The following is a 25,620-nucleotide window of genomic DNA, read 5'->3' on the forward strand; positions in this document are numbered from 1 at the left end:
GCCCGCCACAGTGGGCAAGATACTCGGCGGCACCGCGGGGCAGGCCAGCGACCATCACGTCCGGCAAAGTCGGGATCACGACCCGCAGCCGCGCGCCGCGCTCTGGCAGCAAGGCCCGGGCCGAAGCAGAGGCATGGACGGCAGCGAGCAAGGAGCGTGCGCGGATCCGCCCGCTCCGGGTTTGCCCAGGGGCACACGCCGCAACCCATGCATGGTGGACACCAACCAGGCCGCGTCAGCGGTAGGAGGCGCCCAGCGGGGTAGGTCAAGCTTCAGGTCTCCACCACTTCGCGGAACGTGCTCTCGCGCTGGACCAGGTGCAAGAAACTCGCGTGCGGGCTGGCCACGCACCGGCACCGTACCCTCGACTTCGACGGGATGAACACCTACCGGCCTCAGGTCGGCCTCGACCCCGCACGCGCAGTCGACGGCCGGAGATGGAGCATGGGACGGCCTCGCCGGATCGGGAATCCGCCGGCAAGCTGGAACTCGCAGTCACTTCCGTGGACGTGACCGATGCTGCGCCCCTTGGCCGCCTGGTCGGATCTCCAAGCACGCTCGTGGTCACCAGGAGGAGGGAGGTGAGGTGCGGGTGACCACGGCAGGAAGCTGCCCGTGCTCGATCACCTGCCGCGGCAGTAACAGCCCGAAATGCTCACCGACGACCTGCAATACCCGGCGCTTCTGTTCGACAGGCGACAGTTCCTCGTCCGCGCCGAGCAGGTCATCGATGGAGCCTTCCGGCGGGATGACTCCGGCCGCTTCCAGCGCCGGGCGCAGCAGGTCAGGCTGGGCTCCGGCGGGGTCGTAACCGAAGCCCAACTCGAAGTGCAGCTGAACCTCACCGTCGGCGAGGTACCTGAACAAGGAAGGCGGATCGTCCGGCCGTGGGTCGAAGATCAGCACCTCGGCGCCGCCGCGGGACACTGCCGGGTCCAGGGCCCAGCCTTCGCTGCCCCCGCACTCCACGATGAACGACCAGTCGCCACTCTGGCCGATGCGGCCTACGCAGTAGACATGCGTAAGGTCGACCATGCGGGACGCTTCCTGGATGGTGAGGGCAGGCCCGATCTCGACAGGCTCATGGTCGGCCATGCGTTCAGCCAGTTGCTGAGGGCTGAGGCCGCGGGCGCAGGTGATGTACAAGTCGGTGGCGTTCAGGTTCGGGCTGTGCCAGGCGTCGGCGATCAATGCGAGGCTGTCGGGCATTGCCGATAGCTCCTTCCGTACACAACGTGGGCTGGTGGGGCACAGCGAGAACCCGGTGCGGTGCCCCACCAGCGGTCAGCAACCTGTCATGGCTTGGGTACCGTGCAGGCCACGGTCACCTTGGACGCATCGCAGTGCGCGAACTGGGGGAAGTCCACCCAGTACGGGTCCTTGTCCAGCATCCGGTACTTGGTCGAGAAGCCCGAGCTGAACGCTCCCCCCATCGAGGTGGAGTTGATCCATCCCGACATGGCCGAGCGGCCACACACTTCCTTCCATGTCGGAGCAGCCGCACGGAGGTCGTCGTACAGGTGCCATTCGCCCTGCTTGACCCGGGTGGCGTAGGTCTGCACGCAGTCGTTGCCGGTGTCGACCTCGTTCATGCCGCCCATGCTGGCGGGCATGCCGCCGGAATTGTAAGTAGAGGCGTAGGCGAACTCGTCACACGACGCCTTGTCGCCCGCGCTGATCTCGGGAACCGTGGTGGCTTCCGGGTTGCCGTAGGTGGCCGCCCATCCGTCAGGGCAGATCACCTTGCGGTTGTCGTCCGGGTCGCGGTTGTGCGCGTTCTTTGACGCGGCAGGCAGGTAGAACAGCGGCTTCTTGGCTGCCTCACTGCCGGGGTGGTTGGGCAGTTTGGCCTGCATCAGCCACGCGTGCGCGACGGCCGGCGGCGTCTTGGCGAAGTTCATCACCCACGTCGGTATGTACTTGTAGAAGGTGCAACCCGGCGTGGTGGAGGAAATCTTGTCGCAGCGGATCTGCGCACCATCGGCCTGCCACCGCATGGCGGCCGCGGTCGCCACCGGCGAATAGGCAGTGATCTTCGTGGACAGGTTCAGCGTGTCCGCGTTGTTCGCCGCGTTCCAGGTGTGGTCGATCTTCCCGACCGCGGAGTGTGAGAACGGATCCGCCCCCGTCCACACCAGCGCCCCGTTCCACGACTGCGGACCGTTGGAGCACCGGTCGGCCAGGAGGCAGTCGAACTCCACGTTGAGCGTCACCGACCCGAACTTCGGGTCGATCGCCACCGGCACGAGGACCAGTTGCTGCGTGAACGTCGCCGAGGTTCCCGCCAGTTTCACCTCCTGGCCGACCGCCCACGAGGCGTTCAAGACTTCACCGGTGGGCCTTCCGTCCTTGATGACGATGCCCTCGTACTCGTAGTTGAAGCTTCCGACGCACGCCTCATAGCGCTTGATGTGTGAGCCGGCCAGGTTTGCACACCAATCGACCAGGTGAGGCAGCGGCGCCCTCACCCCGTTCGTCCCCTTGGTGAGGGCGTCGCGGATCTTCTTGCTGGAGTCCGGCACCAGCCGCGAGCACGGCTGAATCCCCGTCGTCTCGTTCAGCTCGCCGCAGTTCCAGCCATCCGAAGCACTACGGCCGATGGGCGGGTCGGTTGGAGGCACCGCTTCAATGGACGGCTGGGCGATCTTCTGCGGCTCCTGGTAGCCGTCCTGATTGACCGCCGGAGCGTCCTTCTTCGGCTCGGGCAGGGTGATACTCACCGCCCGGCCGCGGGTGTGGAACTTCGCCCATGACGACCAATTGGTCTCGTACAGGCTGCCGTCGTAGGCGCTGGTACGGAACGCATAAGTGGTGTTCGGCTTCAAGTCGCCGTACCTGATGGTGACCTGCGCCGTTCCGCCGGACGTCACGAAATCGGACACGATCACACCGTACGCGGCGGGTTGACCGGTGTCAGGGTCGGTGAGTTTGACCTGGTCCTTCGGATTGCCGGCGGCGTCCGTCGTGTAGACCTGGAAGGTCAAGTTCGCCGCGTCGCCATCGGCGTCAGTGACGGTGTTGCGCAGTGTGACGTTGGTGCGATTGGCCTGCCACACGCCAGCCGAGTCCTTGGTGAACGGCGGGCCGGCCCTGAGGTTCTTGCCTGAGACGGGCCGGTTGTCGTTGGCCTTGGCGAGGGCCTCAGGGCCCGCCGCAGGCCGGGAGGACGGCGCATAGTCCCAATCGGGAGTGCCATCACCGCTGTCGGCTGCGGCGGCCACGCCGCCGGATCCCAGAAGCAGGATCGAGCAGGCGCCGAGGGCGAGTTTCGACAGGATGCGTCTTCTGCCTAATAAGCTTCCGGACAAGAGAAGTTTCCCCTCTGGCCCCGCCCACGTGTTCCCTCTGAGCGAGGCTCGTCGGTTGCAGTTCGTCGCACTGCTGTTCTATGAACTTGCGACCTAGGGCGGCAAGTTGCATCAACCGGGGCACACGCCAGGAACCGGGATGTGGTGGACGTGACGATGGGCACGGTTGTGCACTGTGGGGTCACGATCCTGTGAGGGAGCCGTGAAGGCACCTGAGCGTTTTGAAGGGGAATTTGATTCACATCGAAGTGCCATCAGCGGTTCCAGTACCGCGGTGGGTTCACGGCCCCGGCTGAACCCGAGTCCTGGTCAGCAAGACGCCGCAGGTGAGCTGCTGGACATCTGCACCCGGCACGCAATGGGATTACCTGCCATAAGAGTTGGGCCTCGGCTTCGGTTCCTCCTGCTGGCGGCGGCTGGCCGAACGGCAGCAGGCCGGGTGTGGGAGGACTCGCGAAGCAGCCCAAAGAATCGGTCCGTTGCCCGGTCGACCGCGCATGGCCGGGCTCGAAGCACCACGTACTGACCGATGCGCACGGCACGCCGCTGCGCGTGTCGTTCGGGAACGACACCGGCACACAGGTCGACCTGAGCAAGCTCAAGGGCGTGGACATCGTCAGCGACAGCAGCACCGACCTCTCCTGCCCCTGGGCCACGAGCTACCCGGACGTGCCCGGCGCCGACGCGATGACGGCCGCGATGAAGAAGGACGTGAAGGTACGCCTCGCGGGCTTCCTCGGCGAGGACATCGGGGGCCCGCCAAACTGCGGTGGCGCGGCCGGGTCAGAGGGACCCGCGCTGAACGTCAGCTTCTCGTTCCTCGTGGCCTCCGGCGACGTACTGGGCGTCGGCTGACGACGGTCGACCGTACGTCGAACGCGGACGGCATAGGCACAAGGGCGTACTGGTACGACAGTGCCGCCATAGGGCCAGACGGCTCTTTACGGGCCGCGCCCGCAAAGGGTCACCGAAGCCTGGTGGCAGGCTATTCACCCGGCCTGGCGTTTGGCGCTGCTTCGCATCCCACGCTGCGGGTGGCTTTGCAGGGGTGAAGGCTACGGCCTGGTTGGTCGCGAAGAGCTCCCGGGGCGGATACTGCGCGTCGGGCGTAAGCCGCATGGCGTCGCCGCGTCCTTGCTTCGGGTGCTCGAGAGAGCAGAACCCAAGTGCAACGGTGCGCACGGCGGACACTCAAACCCACCTACTCAGAAGCCCCGCCGGTCCGCACCTGCGGGGCTTCTCGTCACACGCCGCTCTCACACGCCTATCACCAACTGCGTCGACTCCCCCGGAGCAGAATGCCTTGACCTGGCTTTACGCGCCCACCTGGACTGGCCTGGACGCCCACGGACGGTCTCCACCAACCTGCGCCATGTGGTGCCAGGTGCACACAATCCAAGGCGATTTCATTCGTTGTCGCAGGCCAGAGGGCGCCGAGGCTGCGCACCACCACAGGCGGAGGTGCGGGGCGACACTGCGGAGCTTCTCGCAGGTCTCTTCCCCCTCGCGTTCGGGAGTCGACTGCCCCATGATCCCGCGTGCGCGGCGACCGAACTCGCCGACGCCGTCGGCATGGAACAGTCCGCCTGCTCCCACCAGTTGCGCCTGCTGCGCAACCTCGGCCAGGTCACCGGCGAGCGCCGGGGCTGCTCGATCATCTACGCGCTCTACGACAACCACGTCGCCGGACTCCTGGAGCAGGCCCTCTACCACGTCGAGTACCTGCGCCTCGGCCTGCGCGACACCCCGGCGTCGACCCCTGACACCGTGGCCGTGGCTCGCTGAGCTGGACGGCTGCGCCATGTCAGCCAAGGTCGTCAAGGCCGGCGACCAATTGCGCCACAACGACATGGCCCGCAAGACCTCACGGTGCGGCACCTGCGCCGCCTTCGACTTCGCCGCGATCTACCGAGAGCAGCCCAGCACTCCGTAACACCAGCCGACCACATCGGCCCGCTGGGCTGCGGTGTAGCGCGATACCGGCACCACGGCGCAACCACCGCCGACCCGATGGTGAGGGCTGCCCCCGCCCGATCGAGCTCAGCAAGGCGCGGCGATACGCGTCGCCGAGCACGCGACGAGACCGTGTCGGGCACCGGGTTGGTGCGCGGACCATTCGGTCAGGCCAGCTGGGCCCCGCTGAACTCCAGAGAACCCCGGTTGACCTTCGTCGCTACAGGCGACCTGAGCAGCAGCTCATCACCTCTGACGCCCCATCAGAACGAGCGTCAAATGAACGTCACTAGCGTCATTTCAGCGTCGAGGTATCGCCCGAAATGCCCACACTGCACATAATGCGCACGCACAAAACCGCAGTTCAGGAGCCCTTCCCCGCCCGTTCAAGGATCGCGACACACTCCACATGATGAGTCATCAGGATCACGTCGGGCGTGCGCTCGCCCACATGGTGCGTGACACCCACCTGCACCCGGCCTGCGCATCACCGAACAGCCCTCTGAGGCAGTTCCGGTGCAAGCTCGCCCGGTCGCCCGCTCTGCGCGGCCTGCCCCTCGCCCCGGATCGCGCCCGCCGTCACCGCTCCGCGTGGACGTCCCCCTGAGCCGTGAGAACGACCCCTTCCCGCTGCGAAAAAGCACCAGGCGGGATGCCCGGGATGGATTGCGTCGGGGTCGTCTGCTCGTCACCGGCCGACAACCCCAGGGTCAGGCGGGTGACGATGCGGTAGCGGTCGCCGCGGTAGATGGAGTGGACGTATTCGACGGCCCGGCCGTCGGTGTCGTGGGTGAGGCGCTCGAAGAGCAGTGCCGGCGACAGGTGCGGCACGCCGAGGATCTTGGCCTCGGCCTGGCTGACGACGGTGGGCTCGATCGTCTGCACGGCCTCGCTGACCCGGACTCCATGGCGGTCGTGCAGGTGCTCGTACAGGTCGCCCGCCTCCAGTTCCTCCGCGCTCAGCGTGGGCACCAGGCTCGCGGGGATGTGCAGGTGCTCGATGGCCATGGGCACTCCGTCGACGAGCCGTAGCCGCGCCACGTAGACGATGTCGGCGGCGGGTGACAGGTGCAGTTTGCGGCCGACGCGGGCCCCTGCCGCGATGGTGGTGAACTCCAGCAGACGGCTGGTCCAGGCGCCGGACGCTCTGGGCACGACCATGGCCTGGTGGTCCGACACCAGCTCCTGTGTGATCTTCTCCGGTGCCACGAACATGCCGCGGCCGTGCTCACGCACGAGGAGTCCCGCGGCGACGAGTTCGTCGACGGCTGCCCGCAGGGTCGGCCTGGAGACCTGTAGCGCGGCGCACAGGGATCGCTCGGATGGGATGGCGTCGCCGGGGTTCAGCGATTCCATGAGTTCGAGGATGTGGTCCCGGACGCGTTCTCGCTTGAGAACCGTCCCCGACTCGCCAGCGTTCATGCTGCTGCTCCCGCCCCGCCGTCCATGACAACCCTTGACCAGTGTCCGCCACTTCTTACCACTGATCGGGTACTGGTCAGGTGGAGTGTAGCCACCAACTGTCCGCCATGACACGGCTCGGCGTGAATCGTTCAACCAAAAGCCCGGTCAGCGCGGAGGGTTGACGCTTCGATTGGTCTATGCCACCTTCATCGACCAACAAGAGGTCACCTGACCAGTCGATGAACTGGTCAGGTGGCGTGGTGCTTTCCTCCCAGGGGTGAACTGTGAAGCTCCGCATGCTTGCTGGTGTTTCCGCGCTGGTGCTCGCCGGCGGCCTCAGTGCCTGCGGCGGCGATTCGGACTCGTCCGGTGAATCCGCCGAGGGCCGGACGACCATCGATGTCTGGCTCATGCGCGACAGCGTCTCCGCGCAGTTCCAGAAGGAGTTCGTCGCGGGCTTCGAGGCCGCCCATACGGACATCGACGTGAAGGTCCAGATCCAGGAGTGGGACGGCATAGGCGAGAAGGTGACCGCCGCACTCGCCAGCAACGACGCCCCGGACGTCATCGAGACCGGCAACACCCAGGTCGCCCAGTTCGCGCAGAGCGGCGGGCTGCTCGACCTCAGCGACAAGGTCGACGAACTCGGCGGCGGCGACTGGCTCAAGGGGCTGGCCGAGCCGGGCGCCTACGAGGGCAAGCAGTACGGCATCCCGTACTACGCCGCCAACCGGGTCGTCATCTACCGGACCGATCTGTTCAAGAAGGCCGGCGTCGACGCCGCGGCCATCAAGACACGGGAACAGTGGATCGCCGCGACCCAGAAGCTCAACAAGGGCGGGACGCAGGGCATCTACCTGCCGGGCCAGATGTGGTACGCGCTGGCCGGGTTCATCTGGGACGAGGGCGGCGACCTCGCCACGCGGTCCGGCGACACGTGGCAAGGCTCGCTCGACAGCCCGGAGGCCGTACGCGGCATGAACTTCTACGAGCAGCTCCAGGCTCTCGGCAAGGGCCCGAAGGACTCCGACGAGGCGCAGCCCCCGCAGGCCGAGGTCATGGCCAAGGGGCAGGTGGCACAGATCATTTCGACGCCCGGCGGCGCCAATGTCGTCATCGCGAACAACCCCGACCTCAAGGGCAAGCTCGGCTTCTTCCCGATCCCCGGCAAGACGGCCACGCAGCCCGGTTCGGTGTTCATCGGCGGCTCCGACCTCGTCATCCCGGCGGCATCGGGCAAGCAGGACGCCGCCTTCGCGTTCATCAAGGAACTCACCGGTGACGCCTGGCAGCGCAAACTCGCCGCGGCCATGAGCTATGTACCGAACAAGACGACCCTGGCCGACGCGGTCGCCGCCGACCCGGGCGCCTCCGCGATGGCCGTGGGCGCCGCCGTCGGCCGGGCGACACCCAACACCCCCGGCTGGGCCGCCGTAGAGGCGAAGAACCCCATCAAGGACTACATGACCGCCGTGCTCACCGGCGCCGACGCCGCGTCCGAGGCGGCCAAGGCGTCCGCGGCGATCACCACGGCCATGAAGACCGGCTCCTGAGCCGCCGGCCGATGCCGGACTCGACACGCCGTGCTCCTGACCGGCCCAGCTCTTGACCGGCCGAGCTTCTGCCCCGCCATGCCTTTGACCCGTCGTACAGCGCGAGCCGCACATCGAGAGGAGAGGAGAGGACATCGTGACGGTCGTCCGTGAAACCGATGCGCCACCCGCCTCGCACCCCCGGCCGGCCGGCGCCTCCCACCGGCTGGGCCGCGGCGGCGGGCGCCGGCTCGTCGGGAGCGGAGCCTGGCCCTATCTGCTGATCGCCCCCGCGATCCTGGGCATGCTGTATCTCCTGGCGTACCCCCTGGTCCGCACGGTGCTGATCTCGCTCCAGGACTTCCAGCTACGTCAACTCATCCAGGGCGACGCCCGGTTCGTGGGCCTGCGGAACTACGAGACCCTGCTGACGGACGCCCACTTCTGGCAGGTCGTGCGCCGCACGTTCCTCTTCATGGCCGTGAACGTCACCCTGATCATGGTGATCGCCACCCTGGTCGCCCTGGTGATCGAACGGCTGGGCCGGGTGGGCCGTATCACCGTCCTCAGCGCGCTCGTGCTGACCTGGGCCATGCCGGTGATCGCCGCCACGACGGTCTTCCAGTGGCTGTTCCACTCGGAGTTCGGCATCGTCAACTGGGCCTTGCAGCAACTGGGGTTCACGTCCTTCGACCGCTACCCCTGGTTCGCCCACGGAACGGCCGCCTTCACGATCCTGGTCGTGCTGATCGTCTGGCAGTCAGTGCCGTTCGCGGCGATCACCCTGTACTCGGCCCTGGTCACCGTGCCGACGGAGTTGTACGAGTCGGCACGCATCGACGGCGCCTCGGCGCGGCGCATCTTCCGCGCCGTCACCTTCCCCATGATCCGGCCGATCTTCATGCTGGTGTTCTCGCTGGAGGTCATCTGGACCTTCAAGGCGTTCGTCCAGATCTGGGTGATGACCAACGGCGGCCCCGGCGACGCCACCACCATCCTGCCCGTCTACGCGGTGCAGACCGCCCTGTCGAGTCAGCGCTACGACCTCGGCTCGGCGGCCTCGATGGTCACCGTGCTGATGCTGGCCGGCGTGCTCGTCTTCTACTTCCGACAGATGTTCCGCCAGGAGGGCGAGGCCCTATGAGCGTCCAGCGAGACATCACCTGGACCATGACACGCCGGCGGCTTCGGCGCATGCCGCTGCACATCGCCGCCGCAGTGATCGTCGTGGTCTGTCTCTTCCCCGTCTACTGGATGGTCGCCACCGCGTTCAAGCCCAACCGCGACATCCAGTCCGACAGCCCTCAACTGCTGCCCCACACCTGGACGTTGGACCACTTCCGTGCCGCTGTCGACGCCGACGGCTTCGGACTGTTCTGGCGCAACAGCATCCTCGTGACCCTGGGCGCCGTCCTGCTCTCCCTGCTCGTCGCACTGGGCGCGTCGTTCGCGGTGGCACGCATGCGCTGGCGCGGCAGACGGCAGTTCATGCTGATGGTGTTCATCGCGCAGATGGCGCCCTGGGAGGCACTGATCATCCCGGTGTACATCATCTCCCGCGACACCGACATGCTCGACCGGCTGCCCACCCTGACGCTGGTCTACTTCATGATGACGCTGCCCTTCACCATCGTGGTGCTGCGCGGATTCATCGCCGCCATCCCACCGGAGTTGGAGGAGGCTGCGCAGGTCGACGGCTGCACACGCCTGAGGGCCTTTCGGCACATCGCCTTCCCGCTGCTCGCCCCTGGGCTGATGGCCACCTCGCTGTTCGGCTACATCACCGCCTGGAACGAGTTCACCTACGCCAACTTCCTGATCATCAAGCACCAGGACAGCCGCACCCTGCCTGTGTGGCTGTCGTCCTTCCAGAACGTCTTCGGCACGGACTGGGGCGCCACCATGGCCGCCTCCACGCTCTTCGCCCTCCCCGCGCTGGCCGTGTTCCTGCTGCTCCAGCGCCATGTGACGGCCGGCTTCGCCGCCGGCGCCGTCAAGGGCTGACACTCCCCCGCACCCGACCCCCGGAGACAGCTGTGCCCGCACGCCCGCCGGTGACCTTCTCCCTCCTCCCCCACCCCACCAAGGCCCACGCCAGAGCGGGCCACTTCACCTTCGCCCCGGACACCTGCCTGCGCATCAGCAGCGGCGCCGAACCCGCAGCCGAACTGCTGCGCACGCTGCTCGCCCCTGCCACCGGACTGCCGCTGCGCTCCGCCGAGGACGCGGCCGTCGTCCTGGCGCTCGACCCGGCCCTGACCGGACTCGGCAGCGAAGGCTACGGACTGACGGTCGGACCGCACTCCGTGCTGCTGCGCGCCGCGCAGACCACCGGCCTGCTGCGCGGAGTCCAGACGATCCGTCAACTCCTGCCCCCGCAGGCCCTGATGGCATCACCGCAGCGCGGTGTGCGCTGGTCACTGCCCTGCGTGGAGATCACGGACGTCCCCCGGCACCGCTGGCGCGGCGCGATGCTCGACGTGGCCCGCCACTTCCAGCCCGTGTCCTACCTGCGCCGTTACGTCGATCTCCTCGCCCTGCACAAGATCAATGTCTTTCATCTGCATCTGACCGACGACCAGGGCTGGCGCATGCCGGTCGCGGCCTACCCCAAGCTCACCGAGATCGGCTCACAGCGCGCCCAGTCCATGACCCGCCCCGACGGGGGTGACTACGACGGCGTGCCGCACGGCGGCGCCTACACCCGCGCCGAGTTGGCCGACCTGGTGCGGTACGCGGCCGCCCGAGGCATCACCGTGATGCCCGAGATCGAGATGCCCGGCCACGTCCGCGCCGCCCTGGCCGCGTATCCGCATCTGGGCAACCGCCCCGACCGGGTGTTGGACGTGTGGACCAGATGGGGCGTCTGCGACACCGTCCTCGGGGTTCACGAGGAGGTCTTCGACTTCTGCCACACCGTCCTGGAGGAGGTCATGGACCTCTTCCCCTCCCCCTACCTCCATATCGGCGGGGACGAGTGCCCGACCGTCGAATGGGAGGAGAGCCCGCAGGCCAAGGCACGCGCCCGGGACGCGGGGCTGAACGGCCCCGCCGCACTGCACGGCTGGTTCCTGGGCCGCATCGGAGCCTTCCTCGCCCGCAACGGACGAAAGCCGGTCGGCTGGGCCGAGACCGGAACCGAACTGCCCGACCACTTCACCGTGATGGCCTGGCGCGACCCCGCGCACGCCCTGGCCGCCGCCGAACGCGGCCTCGACGTCATCAACGCCCACCACCGCACCACCTACTTCGACTACCCACAGAGCGCGAGCCCCCAGGAACAGCCGGCACAGCCCGGCGCCGTCGTCGCACTGCGCGGCGTGCACGCCCACGACCCCGTCCCCGAAGGGGCCCCGCCCGAAGCCGCCGCCCGCGTCCTGGGCACGCAGGCCCACCTCTGGACGGAGTACGCCGCCACCCCCGACCGCCTCGAACACCTCACCTATCCCCGGCTGTGCGCCCTGGCGGACCGCGCCTGGAGCGGCCCGACACCGTGGACGGACTTCCGCTCCCGCCTGGACCGGCACCTCCCACGCCTCGACGCCCTCAAGGTCTCCCGCCACCCCTGATCCCCCGAGCACGACGAACCCCACATCCCGTGTTGGAAGGAATCGCATGAACTCCCGAACCACTCCGAGCAGACTGCGTATCGCCGCAGCCGCCTCCGTGGCCATGGCCATGGGCACCGTCGGCCTCACCGCCCTGACCGGCACCGCCAGCGCCGCGGCCGACGACGTGACGGTCCAGTACCGGACCAGCGCCACAGGTGTCACGGCGGACCAGGCCGAGCCCTGGCTGAAGGTCAGGAACACGGGCGACAGCGCCCTCCAGCTCAGCACCGTCAAGGTGCGCTACTACTTCAAGGCCGACTCGGCCGGTGCCGCCTACCGCTTCGCCTGCTCCTGGGCCGTCAAGGGCTGTGCCAACATCACCGGAACCTTCGGCACCCTGGCCAACCCCACGGCCACCGCCGACCGTTACCTGGACATCGGCTTCACCGCGGGCGCCGGCACCCTCGCTCCCGGCGCCGACACCGGCGACATGCAGCTGCGCTTCCACCGGGCGGACTGGCAGACGCTCAACCAGGGCGACGACTACTCCTTCGGCCCCGCCCAGACGTCCTACGCGGACTGGTCGAAGGTCACCGCCCAGGTGTCCGGCAGCACGGTCTGGGGGACGGCGCCCGAGGGCAACGACCCGACCGATCCCCCCACCGACCCGCCGACCGACCCTCCGGGCGGCGGACAGAGCCTGTTCGACGACTTCAACTACACCAGCTCCAGCGACCCGAAGATCTCGGCGAACGGCTGGAACGTACGTGCCAACTCCGGCGGGCCGGGGGTGCCCGGTGCCACGTGGTCACCGGAGAACGTCACCTTCGCCGCCTCCGGCGGCAACTCGATCATGAACCTGCGCACCTCGACCGCCGGCACGGCCGAGAGCACCAAGCACACCGAAGTCCTCACCAAGGCCATGAAGTTCAAGAACGGCACCTACGCGGCTCGCGTCAAGTTCTCCGACGCACCCGTGTCCGGTCCGGACGGTGACCGCCTCGTCCAGACCTTCTTCACCATCAACGACCTCAAGGCGCCCATGGCCGACGACTACGCGGAGTACGACTTCGAGTATCTGCCCAACGGCGGCTGGGGCGAGCCGTCCAACATCCTGTACACGACGTCCTGGGAGACCTACAACCCCGATCCCTGGCAGGCCGTCAACCAGCACAGCGAGTCCCGGCAGAGCTACGCCGGCTGGCACGACCTGGTCCTGACCATCGACAACAGCAGCATCAAGTACTACGTCGACGGGCAGCTCTTCGGCACCCATGACGCCGCCTATCTGCCCGAGCGGCCCATGTCGATCAACTTCAACCAGTGGCTGATCGACCTCGCGGGCCAGACCAGCACCAGTCCGCGGTCCTACGACGAACAGGTCGACTACGTACTGCACGTCAAGGACCAGGTCCTGACCCCGGCGCAGGTCGCGGCGAAGATCAGCGCCTACCGCACGGCCGGCACCACGTTCGAGGACACCGTCCCCAGCAGCCAGTAACGCGGCAACTCTTCAGCGGGGCCCTACCGGTTCTCACCGGCGGGGCCCCGGCTAGAGAGTGGTGTCCTTCCACTCCCCGGGCCGGTCGTAGATCTGCTTCAGCAGCACGGCGAAGCTTTCGCTCTCGAAGAGCAGGCCGTTGTACTGGACCGGGATCTCCTTGTCATTGATCACGGCCGTGGGTGTCCCCGGGCCTTCGGGATCCTGTGCTCCTCCAGCCTTCTCGTAGGCCTTCTGAGAGGCGGCGACGAAGGCGCGGTACTTCATGGAGGTCACGGCCGCGTCGAACTCCGGGCTGCGCAGTCCCTCCACCTTGCCGGCCAGTTCAAGCAGGTAGGCGTCGGTGTAGCCGTCGACGCTCTCCTCGGGCTGATGGGCGTAGAGCACCTTGTGGTACTCGACGAACTTGCCCTCCTCCAAGGCGGCCCGAAGCGCGTTGACCGCCTTCTTCGAGCCGGTCCCGCCGACCCGGTCGTCCAGGAACGAAGCGAGGGTGTACTCGGTCTTGACCCAGCGCTCGCGAAGCACATCCCGCAGTTCCGGGCCGGCGCCGGTGGTCTCGAACTCCTCACAGACCGGGCAGCGGGGGTCCTCATAGAGGTGCACCTTCACCGGCGCCTCGGGATCGCCGACCGTGATGGTGGTGCCGTCCGCACCGAGCGATTCCGGCAACTCCTCAGTGCTCGCGAAGTCGGGCTCATGCTCCGCAGCTCGCTGCCCGCACCCCGCCACCACCAATACCGCGGTTGCGCACATCACAACCCACCGGCCCCCACGCACCATGCGCCATCCCCTCCCCAGAGAACAGCGTGACTTTAGATCATCCGTACGACCGACCGCACCAGCAAAAGCTCCTCACCGGGCCCGTCCGCGGGCGCGCGGCCGACGTGTTCCCTCCCAGGTGGGCGGCCTGGTGCCGATCACGGTGCCTGGTCTGCCGTCGCGGCGGGCCGTGTGGTCAGGCGGTGCAGCCCTTTGCGGTCGTAGTAGAGGGTCATGCCGAACCCGAACAGCAGGGCGAGGGCGACGCCGATGGCGATCATGACCCAGCCGCGGGTCAGGCCGGCGTCGGCGCGGGCGTCGAAGTAGAGGATGGCCCGTACGCCGTCGCTCAGTTGCCGCATCGGTTCGAACAGCGCCAGGAATCGGTAGAAGCCCGGAACGGCGTGGAGGGGAATCGTCGCCCCCGAGGACGGCAGGGCCAGGGCGATGAACACGAACATGGACACCACTTGGCCGATGCCGCCGAAGGCGGCGTTGATGGCCTGCACTCCCAGGCCCACGGCCAGGCTCGCGCAGTAGGAGAAGATCCACAGCAGCGGCAGGTGCGCTGCGTCCATGCCCAGGATGCCGATCGCGGCGATCATCAGCAGGCTGGTGGTGAGCACGGTGATTCCCGCGGTCATGAGCATCTTCAGCAGCAGTGTCTGCGTGCGACTGATCGGCACCGTGGGGCGCCGGGTGTGCCAGGGACCGATCTCGTTGTCGGTGTAGCCCAGGCCCGCGTCGACGCCGTTGTTGATGATGTTTCCGCCCACGAAGCCGGTGAGCACCAGGAGCAGGGCGAAGTAGAAGGCGGTGAGGCCGAGGCCGGTGTGCCTGCCGATGGGGTGGCCCACCTTGGTGGTGACGGTGATCGGATCGCCGAGGAGCGCGCGGGTCGTGGAGTCGGCGTCCTGGGCGGAAGACCGGGTCGTCAGTTGCCGGCCGATCGTCAGGGATGCCTGGTGAGCCGCACGCTGGGTGATCTGGGCGGCCAGGGAGGAGCCGAGGCTGCCCAGTCCGGGGTTGGTCAGGACCGTGAGGGCGGGGCGTGCTGTGGCCCGGGGCGTGGTCAGCGCCGACACCGACGTGGTGAAGTCGGTGGGGATGACCAGGGCGCCGTAGATCTTGCCCGACGCGAGTTCGTCCTGCATCTGGGCCTGGCTGAGCCGGCGCCACTCCACGGTGCCCGCGGGGGTCGCTGCGGCGATCGACCGGCTCACCTGCGTGCCCACGGTCTGTTGTTGTCCTGGCAAGGGCGGGCCCTGGTCCGTGTTGACCAGGGCGATCGGCAGATCGCGCAGGTTGCCGTTCGGGTTGAGGATGCCACCCATGTAGAGCAGCGTCAGACCCAGGGCCACCAGCGCGGACAGGAGGGTCGGCACCAGCCAGAGCGTTCCGTGACGTGCGACGGCGAGGGCGCGCGCGAGCGACGGCTGCTGCCCGGAACCCGCTGAGGTCATGGAACTCCCATGGGGACACGGTCCTGCACTGTCCGGACCTGCCTGCGGAAAGCGACGATAACCCTCTGTAGTCAGGGCATCCCTTCACGACACGGCCGCAACCCGGGGCCGGTTGCGTACGAGACAGCCCCTCGGCACCGAACCCCCGGCCGCGGTCGGCAACGGCGCGCTGTCAGTGGCACCTGGCAGCATCGGGCGCATGACGGACACCTCGGCATTCGACTGGCGTTCCTTCCTGCTCAGGTGGAGCGGGGAGTGGGCAGATTCCCTCCCGGACGGCGAGGCGCAGGGCGAGGACGACAAGACCGCCCGGCAGGCGCGGTGGCTGGGCTTTCCGCCCGCGCCCGGAGAGAGGATCGCCGCCATGGAGGAGCGCCTCGGTCGCCGGATGCCCCCGTCGTACCGGGAGTTCCTCGAGGTCAGCGACGGATGGCGGCACGCAGGCGGGTTCGTATGGCTGCTGGCGGGGACCCGGGACGCGCACTGGCACGACAACGAGTCGGGACTCGCCGACTTGTTCGAGGAGCACCTGGACGACGACGCCGGGCCTGAGGAGCGGTTGGAGGCGGACATCTGGCGGCGCGGGCTGCAGTTGGACGTGGAGTCCGACGTCACCCACGTCCTGCTGGATCCCGAGGACGTGGACGAGGACGGCGAGTGGGCCGTGTACACATGGGCGAGCTGGCGGGCCGAGCCACCCGAGCGGCACGACAACTTCCTGGAGTTCATGCGGGACATGTACCGGGAGTTCCACAGCCTGCGGGCAGGCCCGAGCGGCGGGGAGCCGGTGTTCGTCAACGACACCACGCGAGAGCTGGACGCCCGGGTGGAGGAGGCGCGGCTGGAGGCGCTGCGCGGCAACTGGGAGGGGGCCGCGAGCTCGCTGGACGAGGCCAAGAAGTACGGCCGGCCACGCGCCGGCGGGCTGGGTGACCAGATACGCAGCCTGCTCGGACAGACCTACATGGTGTACTTCGACGGCCTGGTGACGAACCCGCGCTACGCGTCCGAGCTACTGCCACCGCTGGTCGCCGAGCACGCGGCGCACCCGTACCGCGGCGACTCCTCCCTGATGTTCCATCTGAGGGGCGCCGACGACGACCTGGTGTCCCTGGCCTACGCGACGCTGGATCAGGTGCGGAACGGCACCTACCGGTGCACGGTGGCGGGGCCGTTCGGGGAAGCGGTCGAGCGGGCGCGCGAGCTGGCGCAGTGGGGAGACGCCGACGGGGCGTGGCGGACACTGATGGATGCTCTGCCCCTGTGGGAACCGCTCGGACCGGACCATCTGGCGCCGCTGGGGTGGGTGGCCGATCCCGTGCTCGGGCCGCTCCTCACCCCGGAGCGGGGCCGCGAGCTGCAGTCCACGCCGCGGGGCGGGCAGGCGGGCCGGCGTGTCGTTTGACCTCATCGCCGTTGGGGGTGGGGGATGTTGGGGTTGGTGATGGAGTCGGCCGTTCTTGAATCTGTCAGGTACTCCGCGGTGTGTCAGGACTGCGGTGCCGAGTTGGAGTGTTCCGGTGTCCAGGCGCTCGTCAGCGGCCGCTTGCGGTGGGATGTCGAGTCTGTGTGTTCCACCTGTGGGTTCGCGGTCGCCGTGTGTGGCGGGGACATGCCGAGCGAGCTGCGCGAGCAGATGCTCGCCGAGCGTGGACCAGCGACGCTGCAGGTAGTCACTGCGTCGGCGAAGAGGGTCGTGATCATGCGGGTGCTCCGTGCCGAGCTCGGCCTTGACCTGGTCAACGCCAAGGCTGTGCTGCGGCGCGTGCTGAGCGGTGACTACTCAGGAACGCTTCCTGAGGTGGAACATCTGGCCCGACAGCTGCGGGCGTCAGGCATCGCTGCCACGGCTACTCGGTCATAGGGCGGACAGGAGAAGTACGGTGTCGTTGCCCGGAACCCCTGGCTCCGCGAATCGAGTGTGACGTGCGGCCTCTCGTGGGTTCACCTACTGCTGCGATGGTCCGCGACCGTCGAGGGACTCCTGCGCCACCTGTGAGAGCTGCGCGTCCGGTGCCGCCATGCCCCGGATCAGATCACCAAGGATCACGGCCCGCTGCTCCTGACTCATGTCGACGTCGGCGATGAGCGGGCCACGCCGCGTGGATTCCCGACTGGAGCGTGCAGCCAGCTGCTGATGTCGTCACCGGACCGTTCGCGCACAGCCCTCACCGCCTTCGTCCCGGTCAAGTGCCTCTTTGGTCGGAGCACATGATCGTGCGGAGTCGGTTCGCACGTCCGCCGAACATCGAGTTGTCGAGCTTCTCAATCGCCGTGTGCTCTATGGAGTTCGCGGCGGTCCCAGGCTCGGGCAGTGCGGCCTCGCGCCGATGGGCGGCGGGCCCTTACTCTCCCCCGTCGGCGGAATGGAGCTGGAAGTCGACGACGACGCAACCAACCTGTCCGTCATCGGTGCGGCCGATCCAGACGGGGTAGGCCCCGTCGCCCTGGCCGGCGCGGAAGGCGATGAGGTTCGGCTCGGGCTCCACGCTGGGCAGTTCGACGGTGAAATGGCTGTCGAGGGGTATGAACAAGTCCTCGTCCAGCTGGTCTTCGTTCACCGTCCGCGTCGCATCCATGAAAGCCGCCGTGCCGGTATCCACGCCAACCCCGTAGAACTGGCCCTCGCCGAGCAGCCCCAGGTCCTCGTCGGGCCGGAGGGCCATTTCCCACTCGCGGGGCGGGATGTCCAGGAACGTCACCTTGGCCGCGGCGACACCGACCCCGTGTGTCGTGCGCAAAAGCGACAGCGTGACCGGGAACTCGCCCGGTGGCACAGCGACGGTCCGTGGGTTCTCTCCGATCCAGCCGGGGTCCGAGACCGCCAGCTGCCCTGAGGTGATCCGCAGCAGGCCGGCGTCAACGGGCTCGACGACGGCCGGCCCATCCGGAGTGTCGCAGACGCCCGGACTGAACAGTTGCTCGATTCCGGTGGCGCGCAGCGGTCCCGATCCTTCGTCCACCGACACGTCGCTCAGGACTACGCTGGTGGCGGGCTCGTGGCCCTGCTGGGCGAGGAACGGCGCGAACACCTGCCAGTCGCCGAATTCCGGTACGGGGCAGAGGAAGCTTTCGACGGGCGCCGGGAACCGTCGCACGGGGACGCTCGACGGGCCGGATGTTCGAGCGTGCGGTGGCTCCGTCGACGCTCCCCTCGGCCCGGTGAACTCGGACCTCACCTCGACCTGCCCGTCGGCCGAGACGGTCGTGGTCTCCTGAACATCCCACTTCCCGGACGAGTGCTTCTGCTCGTTGGAAAACTGCCATCGGGTGTTCCGGTGCGCCAGCAACATCCCCGCGCCGTGCGGTTTGAGGTCGATCATCTGCATGCGCCAGGACCTGTCGTCGAACAGGTACACACGCCACATCCGGCGCGGCCAGTATTCGGCCAGTGCCAGGGGTCGCTCCCGCGCGGACAGCAGAACCGCGTACTCCATCCCGGCCGCATGTCTGCGTGCCGCGACCGCGCGCGACATCGGGTCCGGATGGGTCATTCCCTGGTGGGAACCCCACATGTTGCCGTACGACACATCAAGACTGTCGAAGATCACAGCCGCGCAGCTCCCCCCGTGGCAGCAGCCGCCCCCGAGCAGTGGCGCTCGACGGGTGGCCCTGCCGCATCGCCCTGCCCTTCCGGGGCTTCGTTGTGCCGCCAGTCTGCCACTGAGGTGTGACACAGAGGATCGTGGGAGGCCGGCAACCTGGGGTTACCGACGAAATGGGCCGCCCCGGGTGACGAAACACAGTCGGTTCGGCGGGCCCCATCGGTGATGCCTGCGTTCGCGTCAGCGCCGACGCTCAGGGGCGGGGAACGTGGGCACTCCTGCGCGGGAATCCAACCCGCCGGAAGCCACGTTACGGCTGGTCGACGAATTCCGTCGGTTGGCCCGACCGCGGTCTTGGCAGAACAGGCGACACGGACACGGGCGGCCTTCTCACCACCAGGCACCACACAACGGCCACGACACCGTGCTCCATCCAGCGTTAGAGTGCCGTCGCCCCCCACGCCCGGCAAGGCCATAGGAAGGCAACGCGTTCCGTGACCCACCCCCACGAGTCCACCGGTTCCCTCGGCGAGCGCCGCCTGCAGCAGCTTCTCGGTACGGCGGACCAGGCCGCCGGCTTCTACGACCGCCAGGTGCAGCCCCGTCTGACGCCGCAGATGGCGGAGTTCATAGGTCGGCAGACCATGACGTTCCTGTCCACGTCGGATGCGGGCGGGGCCTGCGACGTGACATTCCGGGCCGGTCCCCCGGGTTTCGTCACCGTGCTGGACGACGGCACGCTCACGTACCCCGAATACCGCGGGAACGGGGTTCTCGCCAGTGCGGGAAACATCACCGAGAACCCCCATATCGGAATGCTTTTCGTCGACTTCGCCCAGGACCACATCGGCCTGCACGTCAATGGCACCGCTCGGCTCCACCGGGACGATGAGCAGCGACGGGCCTACCCCCGGCTTCCGGTCGACACCGCTCCAGGGCGCCAGCCCGAATTCTGGGTGCACATCACGGTGGAGGAGGCGTATGTGCACTGCTCCAAGCACATCCCCCATCTCGAACCGGCGCCGCGTCCCCGCGCGAGGGCGCAGCGGCCGAAGGATGCCGATTATTTCGTCGCCCGTCCCGAGCACCAGTCCCCGGCGTACGAGGACGAGCAGACTGCGCCCACTCGCACCGGATCGCTGCCGGGCAGGGGTTGACCAGTGAGGGGCGGCCTCCGCGCGGTAGGTCGCGCGGAGGCCGCGGTACGGGTGTCACCGTTCCCGGGCACCGGCACCGTCAGGTGTCGACGGAGCCCCTCGGCGCGCCGTCAGGGCGTCATCTCGTAGGCCCCGGACAGTGCCTCGACCCGGTCCCAGACGCGGTTCGAACGCACTGCGTCGACGACGGGGCGCCGGACCGCGCCGAGGGCCCAGCTCTGCTGAGCCTCGGTGGCGGAGTCCTTGCCGTGCAGTTCGACGGCGTAGGCGGAGAAGTCGCGGACGAGGACGGAGAACAGTTCGTCGAGCACGTCCTCGTCGAGGCCCGTGAGGCGGGCCTGCTCCAGGATCAGCTGGCCGTGCACCACCAGCGCGAACAGCTGGCCGACGGCGAGCAGGAGGTCGAGGTCGCGGCTCTGCTCCTCGTCGGGGGCCGCGGTGGTGACGAACTCGCACAAGGCGTCGGCCTGTTCGCGGAAGCGGGCGACGTTCGGGACGCCGGCGTAGGCGTCGTAGGCGGGGCGCCAGTCGTGGAAGCGCACGGAGCCGAGGCCACGGGCCGGTCCCTGTGAGAAGAGGAACGTGTCGTCGGCCGCGTCCTGGCGGGTCGGGACGGGCGCGAACTCGGCCGGGTTCAGGAGGTGGTTGCGCATGAACTTGAGGATCAGCGCGAGGTTGACGTGCACCGTGCCCTCGAGCTTGGGCAGTCCCCGGATCTCGACGGCGGCCTGGGCGAAGTAGGTGTCCTTCTCGAAGCCCTTGGCGGCGATCACGTCCCACATGAGGTCGATGACCTTCTCGCCCTCCGTGGTCACCTTCATCTTCGTCATCGGGTTGAAGAGCAGGTAGCGGCGGTCGTCCGGCGAGGCGGAGCGGAAGTAGTCGACGGCACGGTCGCTGAACAGCTTCATGCCGACGAGGCGGACATAGGCGTCGGCCAGCTCGCGGCGTACGTGCGGGAAGGCGGTGACGGGACGGCCGTACAGGATGCGGTTGTGCGCGTGGGTGACCGCCTCGTACATCGCGTGCTCGCAGATGCCGATCGAGGCGGTGCAGAGGTTGAACTTGCCGACGTTGACGGTGTTGAGGGCGGCGTCGAAGGCGGCGCGACCCGTGTGCAGAACGTCTTCCGGGGCCACCGGGTAGTCGTCGAGGCGGAACTCGCTGACGTACTTGGAGGAGTCGACGACGTTCTTCACCAGGTGGTAGGCCGTGTGGCGGCTGTCGGCGGCGAAGAAGACGTAGCCGTCCGGCCCCTCGATGTCGGTGCGCCGGCCGAAGACCGAGACGAGCCCGGCGGCGTTGCCGTTGCCGATGTAGTACTTGGAACCCGATGCCCGGAAGCCGCCGTTGCCGTCCGGCGTGAGCAGCATGTCGGTGGAGTAGATGTCGGCGCCGTGCGTCTTCTCGGAGAGGCCGAAGGCGAACACCTCGCCCTGGGTGAGGAGTTCGGCGGCGCGGGTGCGGGCCGCGGTGTTGTCGCTCTGCCAGACCGGTCCGAGACCGAGGATGGTCACCTGCCATGCGTACCAGTAGTCGAGACCGTAGAACCCGAAGATCTCGTTGAGGGCCGCGATCCGGGCCGTGTCCCAGCGCTGGTCCTTGTCGTCGGCGGCGGCTGCCGGGGTGAGGAAGGTGGCGAACAGCCCTTCCTTGGCGGCGAAGGCGAGGAAGTCGGCCAGCCAGGCGCGGGAACGGTAGTCCTCGATCAGCCTGCGCTTGCCGCGGTCCTCGAACCAGTCGACGGTGGCGCGCAGCAGCCTGCGGGTCTCCGGGTCGAACTGCGCCGGGTCGTATGTGCGCGGGTTGAAGAGGAGGGAGTCGGCCATGGAGGTCCGCCTTCCGGGGGTTGAGGGTGAGGGTGCGGGAGAGCGAGGAGTGGTGGCCGGCACCTCAGGTGTGCGGGTGCGGCGGGCCGAGCCGGCGGAGCGTGGCGAGTACGTCGTCGAGCCAGGCGATCGTCATGCGCTCGTATGCGATGCCGCCGCGCAGCACGACATGCTGCAGCTCCTGACCGGCGTCGAGCGGGGTGGGAGCCGTCGGGCCGGTGAAGTCACGCAGTTCTCCGGCGAGGTAGTGAGCGAGCCGGTCGCTGTGTATCCGGCGGTGCCGTTCGACCTCGCGGATCAGCAGGGACGGATCGTCGAAGGCGGCGCCGCGGATCTTTACGGCGAGCTCGTGCCGGATGCTCTCGGGTTCGATCGGTTCGTGCAGCCACTGAGAGAGGGCGGCGCGGCCGGGGCCGATGACCGAGTACTCCTTCTTGTCCGGCCGGCTCTGCTGCGGCAGTCCGCGGACGGCGAGCAGGCCGTCGCTCTCCATGCGTTTGAGGACGCGGTAGATCTGCTGGTGCGTGGCGGTCCAGAAGTATCCGATGGACCGCTCGAACCGCCGGGCCAGCTCATAGCCCGAGCCCGGCTTCTCCAACAGGGAGACGAGGATTGCGTGCTCGAGCGCCGTGCCCCGATCTTCATATGCAACTCGTTGCATAGCCAAGAGGAGCTGCTCAGGTGAGACCGGGGTCACGGCGGCGGCGTAGGGCGATCCGGCGGCGGACGGCGCGCCCATCGCGCCGCAGTGGGGTCATTTCGGGATGCGGCGGGGAGACGGCAGCCAGGTGTCGACGGCGGCTGCCAGCCTGTCTCGGTCCGTGAAGACGTGTCCGTTCATGCCGGTGGCCTGCGCGGCGCGTACGTTGACCTCGCGGTCGTCGACGAAGAGGAAGTCGGCCGGGGCGGCCCGCATGGCGAGGGCGCAGTGGTGGAAGGCTGATGGGTCCGGTTTCGCTGCTTTGATCTTCCCGGAGAAGGCGACGTGGTCCAGATCGTGCAGCCAGGGATGCGCGGCGAGGAAGGCGTCCGCGTGGTCCGAGGGGATGTTGGACAGCAGGGCGACCTCCGCGACGGCGCGGAGGGAGCGGACGTAGGCGACCATCCGGTCGTCGACGCGTGACCAGCTGTCGATGTCGGTGAGGCGTAGTTCCTCGATCGTGTCGGCGTCGAACCGTGGCGACAGCCCGCGCAGTACGGCGGTCCAGTACTCGGAGGCGGACTGCCGGCCTGCGTCGTAGGGCTCGCGGCAGGCCCAGTAGGCCGCGGTGAACGCGTCGACGGGTGCGTGGCAGCGAGCAGCCATTCTTTCCAGGGCGCCCGGGCGTTGGTGGCGGGCGATGACCCCGAAGAGGTCGAACAGAACGATCTTCCGGTCGGTGCGCATGGTGGCGGTTCCTTCGGATCCCGTGGGGGTCAGTGGCTGCTTGTTGTCATCTCGGGGGTGCGCTCGGACCCGGTTCGCATGACTCCCGCGGCCGCGGCGGTGCTCGCACAGAGCACAGTGAGCAGGACGAAGGTGTGGTTCAGGGCGACGAGGTGGGTCAGCCAGCCGATGACGGCGGGGCCGGCGAGCATGCCGACGTAGCCGAGCCCGGCGACGCGGGAGACGTTGGCGCCCGCGGCGGCGGGGTCGGCATGTCCGGCCGCGCTGAACAGTTGCGGAACACAGCCGGAGAGCCCCAGACCGAAGAGCGCCCAGCCCGCGAACGCGGTCCACATCCACGGGAAGAGGGCCGCGACGGTGATGCCGACCGCAGCCGTGGCCGCGCCGTGGCGCAGGATCGCCATGGCCCCGAACCGGGCGACAAGACGGTCGGCGAGCAGCCGGCCGATGGTCATCGTCGCCGCGAAGGTGCCGTACGCGAAGGCGGCAGTGCTCGCGGAGGCACCGAGGATGTCCTTCAGGTGCAGGGCGCTCCAGTCGTTGGCGGCTCCCTCGCACAGCATCACCATCAGGGCCAGGGCGGCGAGCAGCCAGATGCGCCCGCTGGTGCCGGGACGGCCGGTGGTGGGCGTCTGTTCGCCCTGCTCCACGAGGTCGGGGTCGGCGGTCGTGGGTGCGGCCGGCAGCAGGGCTCGTGCCGAGAGCAGGGCGATCAGCACACCGAGGGCTCCTACGGCGGCCATGCCCGTGGCCGGGCTCAGGCCGGCGCTTGCCGTGGCCGCACCGATCACCGCGGCGAAGACTCCGCCGACCGAGAACGTCGCGTGGAAGGCCGACATGACGGGACGGCCGTACGCCTTCTCCACGTGCACGGCGTGGGCGTTCATGCTCACGTCCAGGCAGCCGTTGCAGAAGCCGAAGGCCAGCAGCGCGCCTGCCAGCGTCCATGGCTCCCGGGGCAGGCCGGGCAGTACCAGGGCGGCACTGCACAGCACGCCGGTGGCGGGGACGACGATCCGCGGTCCGAGCCGGTCGGTCAGCGGCCCGGCCACTTGCATGCCGAGGAACGCCCCGAGCCCCAGCACCACCAGCAGTCCTCCGAGCGTCGCGTGGCTGATGTCCACGCGCTCCTCGATGGCGGGGATGTACACCACCCAGGTGCCCATCAGGGCGCCGCACAGGATGAAGTAGACGAAGGTCGCCACTCGGGCGGCTCGGAGGGAGTGATCCATACTGGCCACCGTAACGAACATTCAGCATGTTTGAACATTGGCACTTCACACACATTGATTGTTCGTTTAGTGCGGTGTTGAATCGCGGTATGAGCAACGCAGACCGGCACGGGACGATCGCGCAGGCCGTCAGGGAGTCGGGAAGGATCACGGTCCAGGAACTCGCCGAACTGACCGGTGCCTCCGAGATGACCATCCGCCGGGACCTCGACACGCTGGCCGCGCAAGGCGTACTCGAACGGGTCCGCGGCGGCGCACGCACCCTGCTGCTGCGGGGTGAGGAGCCGCCCTTCGCACTGCGCGTGCGCGAGTCCGTCGATATCAAGCGCCGCATCGCAGCCGAAATCTCCTCACTCGTCGCCGACGGCGAGACCGTCCTCCTGGACAGCGGCACGACCTGCCTGGAGGTCGCCCACCTGCTGCGCCGACGGCCGGTCACCGTGATGCCCCTGTCCTTGCAGGCCATCCATGTGCTGGGCGAGGGCTCGAGCCCGGCCACCCTGATGGTGCCCGGCGGGCAGCCCCGTGCCGCCGAGGGAGCCCTGACCGGTCCGCTCACCCTCGCGTCCCTCGCGGCACTGCGCTTCGACACCGCCGTCATGGGCTGCTGCGGCCTGAGCGCGCTCGAGGGCATGACCGCCTACGATCTCGACGACGCCGCCGTGAAGAAGGCCGGCATCGCCTCCGCCCGCCGCGTCCTCGTCGCCACCGACGGCAGCAAGCTCGGCCACACCGCCCACGCGCACGTCGGCCCGTCCACCCTGGTGGACACCCTCGTCACCGACGCGACAGCGCCCGCCGACGAGGTCACCGCCCTCGAAAGAACCGGCATCGTCGTCAAGGCCGTCTGAGCAGACCGTTCCGCTCGTTCCGCTCGTTCCGCTTGTTCGGCCGAGGGCCCTGGCGCCGCAGAGCACAGCATCCACGGGCACAACCGGATGCGAAATTGCAAAATTTCGCAACTGCCTAGATGCTAGACATGCTGTGCTCGCAACC

21 protein-coding genes and 2 pseudogenes are annotated in these 25,620 nt (G+C 68.3%); 12 read left to right on the forward strand and 11 right to left on the reverse strand.

What is annotated here, in order from left to right; translation table 11 throughout:
• Positions 1-564 precede the first annotated feature (564 nt).
• Positions 565-1,209, reverse strand: coding sequence for a DUF6461 domain-containing protein (locus ACFPQ9_RS39730; RefSeq protein WP_380864327.1), 645 nt, complete (start codon positions 1,207-1,209; stop codon positions 565-567).
• A gap of 86 nt (positions 1,210-1,295) precedes the next feature.
• Positions 1,296-3,308, reverse strand: a complete 2,013-nt coding sequence (locus ACFPQ9_RS39735; protein ID WP_380864329.1) for a hypothetical protein — start codon at positions 3,306-3,308, stop codon at positions 1,296-1,298.
• Positions 3,309-3,788: 480 nt separating this feature from the next.
• Between ACFPQ9_RS39735 and ACFPQ9_RS39740 the strand changes: the two are divergent.
• From ACFPQ9_RS39740 to ACFPQ9_RS39750, 3 genes and pseudogenes are all read left to right on the forward strand, one after another.
• Positions 3,789-3,875: pseudogene (locus ACFPQ9_RS39740) on the forward strand (IS5/IS1182 family transposase); the annotation flags it as partial.
• Between the two features lie 894 nt (positions 3,876-4,769).
• On the forward strand, positions 4,770-5,093 hold the full coding sequence (locus ACFPQ9_RS39745; RefSeq protein WP_380864331.1) for an ArsR family transcriptional regulator: 324 nt from the start codon (positions 4,770-4,772) through the stop codon (positions 5,091-5,093).
• Positions 5,094-5,109: 16 nt separating this feature from the next.
• Positions 5,110-5,241 carry a hypothetical protein gene (locus ACFPQ9_RS39750; RefSeq protein WP_380864332.1) on the forward strand — a complete coding sequence of 44 codons (132 nt, stop codon included), beginning with the start codon at positions 5,110-5,112 and terminating at the stop codon, positions 5,239-5,241.
• Positions 5,242-5,840: 599 nt separating this feature from the next.
• Here ACFPQ9_RS39750 and ACFPQ9_RS39755 read toward each other — a convergent pair.
• Entirely contained in the window at positions 5,841-6,683 is an 843-nt protein-coding gene (locus tag ACFPQ9_RS39755; protein ID WP_380864334.1) for a GntR family transcriptional regulator, read from the reverse strand.
• A gap of 266 nt (positions 6,684-6,949) precedes the next feature.
• On the opposite strand from ACFPQ9_RS39755, the gene ACFPQ9_RS39760 reads away from it, so the two are divergent.
• From ACFPQ9_RS39760 to ACFPQ9_RS39780, 5 genes are all read left to right on the forward strand, one after another.
• A complete protein-coding gene (locus ACFPQ9_RS39760; protein WP_465269611.1) occupies positions 6,950-8,218 on the forward strand; it encodes an extracellular solute-binding protein in 1,269 nt (422 codons plus the stop codon).
• A gap of 136 nt (positions 8,219-8,354) precedes the next feature.
• On the forward strand, positions 8,355-9,341 hold the full coding sequence (locus tag ACFPQ9_RS39765) for a carbohydrate ABC transporter permease (protein ID WP_380864336.1): 987 nt from the start codon (positions 8,355-8,357) through the stop codon (positions 9,339-9,341).
• Entirely contained in the window at positions 9,338-10,201 is an 864-nt protein-coding gene (locus ACFPQ9_RS39770) for a carbohydrate ABC transporter permease (RefSeq protein ID WP_380864338.1), read from the forward strand. Before ACFPQ9_RS39765 ends, ACFPQ9_RS39770 begins: the two co-directional genes overlap by 4 nt.
• Positions 10,202-10,233: 32 nt before the next feature.
• Positions 10,234-11,766: a beta-N-acetylhexosaminidase gene (locus ACFPQ9_RS39775; protein WP_380864340.1), complete on the forward strand. Its 1,533-nt coding sequence runs from the start codon at positions 10,234-10,236 to the stop codon at positions 11,764-11,766.
• Positions 11,767-11,812: 46 nt separating this feature from the next.
• A complete protein-coding gene (locus ACFPQ9_RS39780) occupies positions 11,813-13,249 on the forward strand; it encodes a cellulose binding domain-containing protein (RefSeq protein ID WP_380864341.1) in 1,437 nt (478 codons plus the stop codon).
• Between the two features lie 51 nt (positions 13,250-13,300).
• Here ACFPQ9_RS39780 and ACFPQ9_RS39785 read toward each other — a convergent pair whose 3' ends face one another.
• Positions 13,301-14,005 (reverse strand): thioredoxin domain-containing protein, encoded by a 705-nt coding sequence (locus tag ACFPQ9_RS39785; protein WP_380864342.1) that lies wholly within the window; start codon positions 14,003-14,005, stop codon positions 13,301-13,303.
• Between the two features lie 164 nt (positions 14,006-14,169).
• The gene (locus ACFPQ9_RS39790) at positions 14,170-15,474 is read right to left on the reverse strand and encodes a YhgE/Pip domain-containing protein (RefSeq protein WP_380864343.1); all 1,305 of its coding nucleotides are present in this window, start codon (positions 15,472-15,474) and stop codon (positions 14,170-14,172) included.
• 199 nt (positions 15,475-15,673) lie between these two features.
• Here ACFPQ9_RS39790 and ACFPQ9_RS39795 point away from each other — a divergent pair.
• Both ACFPQ9_RS39795 and ACFPQ9_RS39800 read left to right on the forward strand, forming a co-directional pair.
• Positions 15,674-16,864: pseudogene (locus ACFPQ9_RS39795) on the forward strand (SMI1/KNR4 family protein); the annotation flags it as partial.
• A gap of 222 nt (positions 16,865-17,086) precedes the next feature.
• Complete coding sequence (locus tag ACFPQ9_RS39800; RefSeq protein WP_380864345.1) at positions 17,087-17,338, forward strand: hypothetical protein; 252 nt, start codon at positions 17,087-17,089, stop codon at positions 17,336-17,338.
• Positions 17,339-17,422: 84 nt separating this feature from the next.
• On the opposite strand, the gene ACFPQ9_RS39805 is transcribed toward ACFPQ9_RS39800, so the two are convergent.
• Together ACFPQ9_RS39805 and ACFPQ9_RS39810 are read right to left on the reverse strand one after the other, a co-directional pair.
• Positions 17,423-17,545, reverse strand: coding sequence for a hypothetical protein (locus tag ACFPQ9_RS39805; RefSeq protein WP_380864347.1), 123 nt, complete (start codon positions 17,543-17,545; stop codon positions 17,423-17,425).
• Between the two features lie 274 nt (positions 17,546-17,819).
• On the reverse strand, positions 17,820-19,025 hold the full coding sequence (locus ACFPQ9_RS39810; RefSeq protein ID WP_380864348.1) for a DUF4241 domain-containing protein: 1,206 nt from the start codon (positions 19,023-19,025) through the stop codon (positions 17,820-17,822).
• Positions 19,026-19,513: 488 nt separating this feature from the next.
• On the opposite strand from ACFPQ9_RS39810, the gene ACFPQ9_RS39815 reads away from it, so the two are divergent.
• Entirely contained in the window at positions 19,514-20,176 is a 663-nt protein-coding gene (locus tag ACFPQ9_RS39815; protein ID WP_380864349.1) for a pyridoxamine 5'-phosphate oxidase family protein, read from the forward strand.
• 110 nt (positions 20,177-20,286) lie between these two features.
• Here the strand turns inward: ACFPQ9_RS39815 and ACFPQ9_RS39820 are convergent, their stop codons facing one another.
• From ACFPQ9_RS39820 to ACFPQ9_RS39835, 4 genes are all read right to left on the reverse strand, one after another.
• A complete protein-coding gene (locus ACFPQ9_RS39820; RefSeq protein WP_380864351.1) occupies positions 20,287-22,005 on the reverse strand; it encodes an acyl-CoA dehydrogenase family protein in 1,719 nt (572 codons plus the stop codon).
• Positions 22,006-22,069: 64 nt separating this feature from the next.
• Positions 22,070-22,666 (reverse strand): PadR family transcriptional regulator, encoded by a 597-nt coding sequence (locus ACFPQ9_RS39825; RefSeq protein ID WP_380864352.1) that lies wholly within the window; start codon positions 22,664-22,666, stop codon positions 22,070-22,072.
• 93 nt (positions 22,667-22,759) lie between these two features.
• Positions 22,760-23,392, reverse strand: a complete 633-nt coding sequence (locus ACFPQ9_RS39830; RefSeq protein WP_380864353.1) for an HAD-IA family hydrolase — start codon at positions 23,390-23,392, stop codon at positions 22,760-22,762.
• A gap of 29 nt (positions 23,393-23,421) precedes the next feature.
• Positions 23,422-24,624: an MFS transporter gene (locus tag ACFPQ9_RS39835; RefSeq protein ID WP_380864355.1), complete on the reverse strand. Its 1,203-nt coding sequence runs from the start codon at positions 24,622-24,624 to the stop codon at positions 23,422-23,424.
• An 89-nt stretch (positions 24,625-24,713) separates the two neighbouring features.
• Here ACFPQ9_RS39835 and ACFPQ9_RS39840 point away from each other — a divergent pair, with 89 nt between their 5' ends.
• Complete coding sequence (locus ACFPQ9_RS39840; RefSeq protein ID WP_380864357.1) at positions 24,714-25,475, forward strand: DeoR/GlpR family DNA-binding transcription regulator; 762 nt, start codon at positions 24,714-24,716, stop codon at positions 25,473-25,475.
• Positions 25,476-25,620 lie beyond the last annotated feature (145 nt).

Origin of the sequence: Streptomyces coerulescens, assembly GCF_042657965.1 — a bacterium.
In the GTDB taxonomy this organism is placed as follows: Bacteria; Actinomycetota; Actinomycetes; order Streptomycetales; family Streptomycetaceae; genus Streptomyces; species Streptomyces coerulescens.

Bases quoted from the DNA above. Each gene is read 5' to 3' on its own strand.
- ACFPQ9_RS39730 (WP_380864327.1), bottom strand. From the start codon at position 1,209: ATGCCCGACAGCCTCGCATTGATCGCCGACGCCTGGCACAGCCCGAAC.
- ACFPQ9_RS39750 (WP_380864332.1), top strand. From the start codon at position 5,110: ATGTCAGCCAAGGTCGTCAAGGCCGGCGACCAATTGCGCCACAACGAC.
- ACFPQ9_RS39755 (WP_380864334.1), bottom strand. From the start codon at position 6,683: ATGAACGCTGGCGAGTCGGGGACGGTTCTCAAGCGAGAACGCGTCCGG.
- ACFPQ9_RS39770 (WP_380864338.1), top strand. From the start codon at position 9,338: ATGAGCGTCCAGCGAGACATCACCTGGACCATGACACGCCGGCGGCTT.
- ACFPQ9_RS39780 (WP_380864341.1), top strand. From the start codon at position 11,813: ATGAACTCCCGAACCACTCCGAGCAGACTGCGTATCGCCGCAGCCGCC.
- ACFPQ9_RS39785 (WP_380864342.1), bottom strand. From the start codon at position 14,005: ATGTGCGCAACCGCGGTATTGGTGGTGGCGGGGTGCGGGCAGCGAGCT.
- ACFPQ9_RS39790 (WP_380864343.1), bottom strand. From the start codon at position 15,474: ATGACCTCAGCGGGTTCCGGGCAGCAGCCGTCGCTCGCGCGCGCCCTC.
- ACFPQ9_RS39800 (WP_380864345.1), top strand. From the start codon at position 17,087: ATGCCGAGCGAGCTGCGCGAGCAGATGCTCGCCGAGCGTGGACCAGCG.
- ACFPQ9_RS39805 (WP_380864347.1), bottom strand. From the start codon at position 17,545: ATGAGTCAGGAGCAGCGGGCCGTGATCCTTGGTGATCTGATCCGGGGC.
- ACFPQ9_RS39820 (WP_380864351.1), bottom strand. From the start codon at position 22,005: ATGGCCGACTCCCTCCTCTTCAACCCGCGCACATACGACCCGGCGCAG.
- ACFPQ9_RS39825 (WP_380864352.1), bottom strand. From the start codon at position 22,666: ATGCAACGAGTTGCATATGAAGATCGGGGCACGGCGCTCGAGCACGCA.
- ACFPQ9_RS39830 (WP_380864353.1), bottom strand. From the start codon at position 23,392: ATGCGCACCGACCGGAAGATCGTTCTGTTCGACCTCTTCGGGGTCATC.
- ACFPQ9_RS39835 (WP_380864355.1), bottom strand. From the start codon at position 24,624: ATGGATCACTCCCTCCGAGCCGCCCGAGTGGCGACCTTCGTCTACTTC.
- ACFPQ9_RS39840 (WP_380864357.1), top strand. From the start codon at position 24,714: ATGAGCAACGCAGACCGGCACGGGACGATCGCGCAGGCCGTCAGGGAG.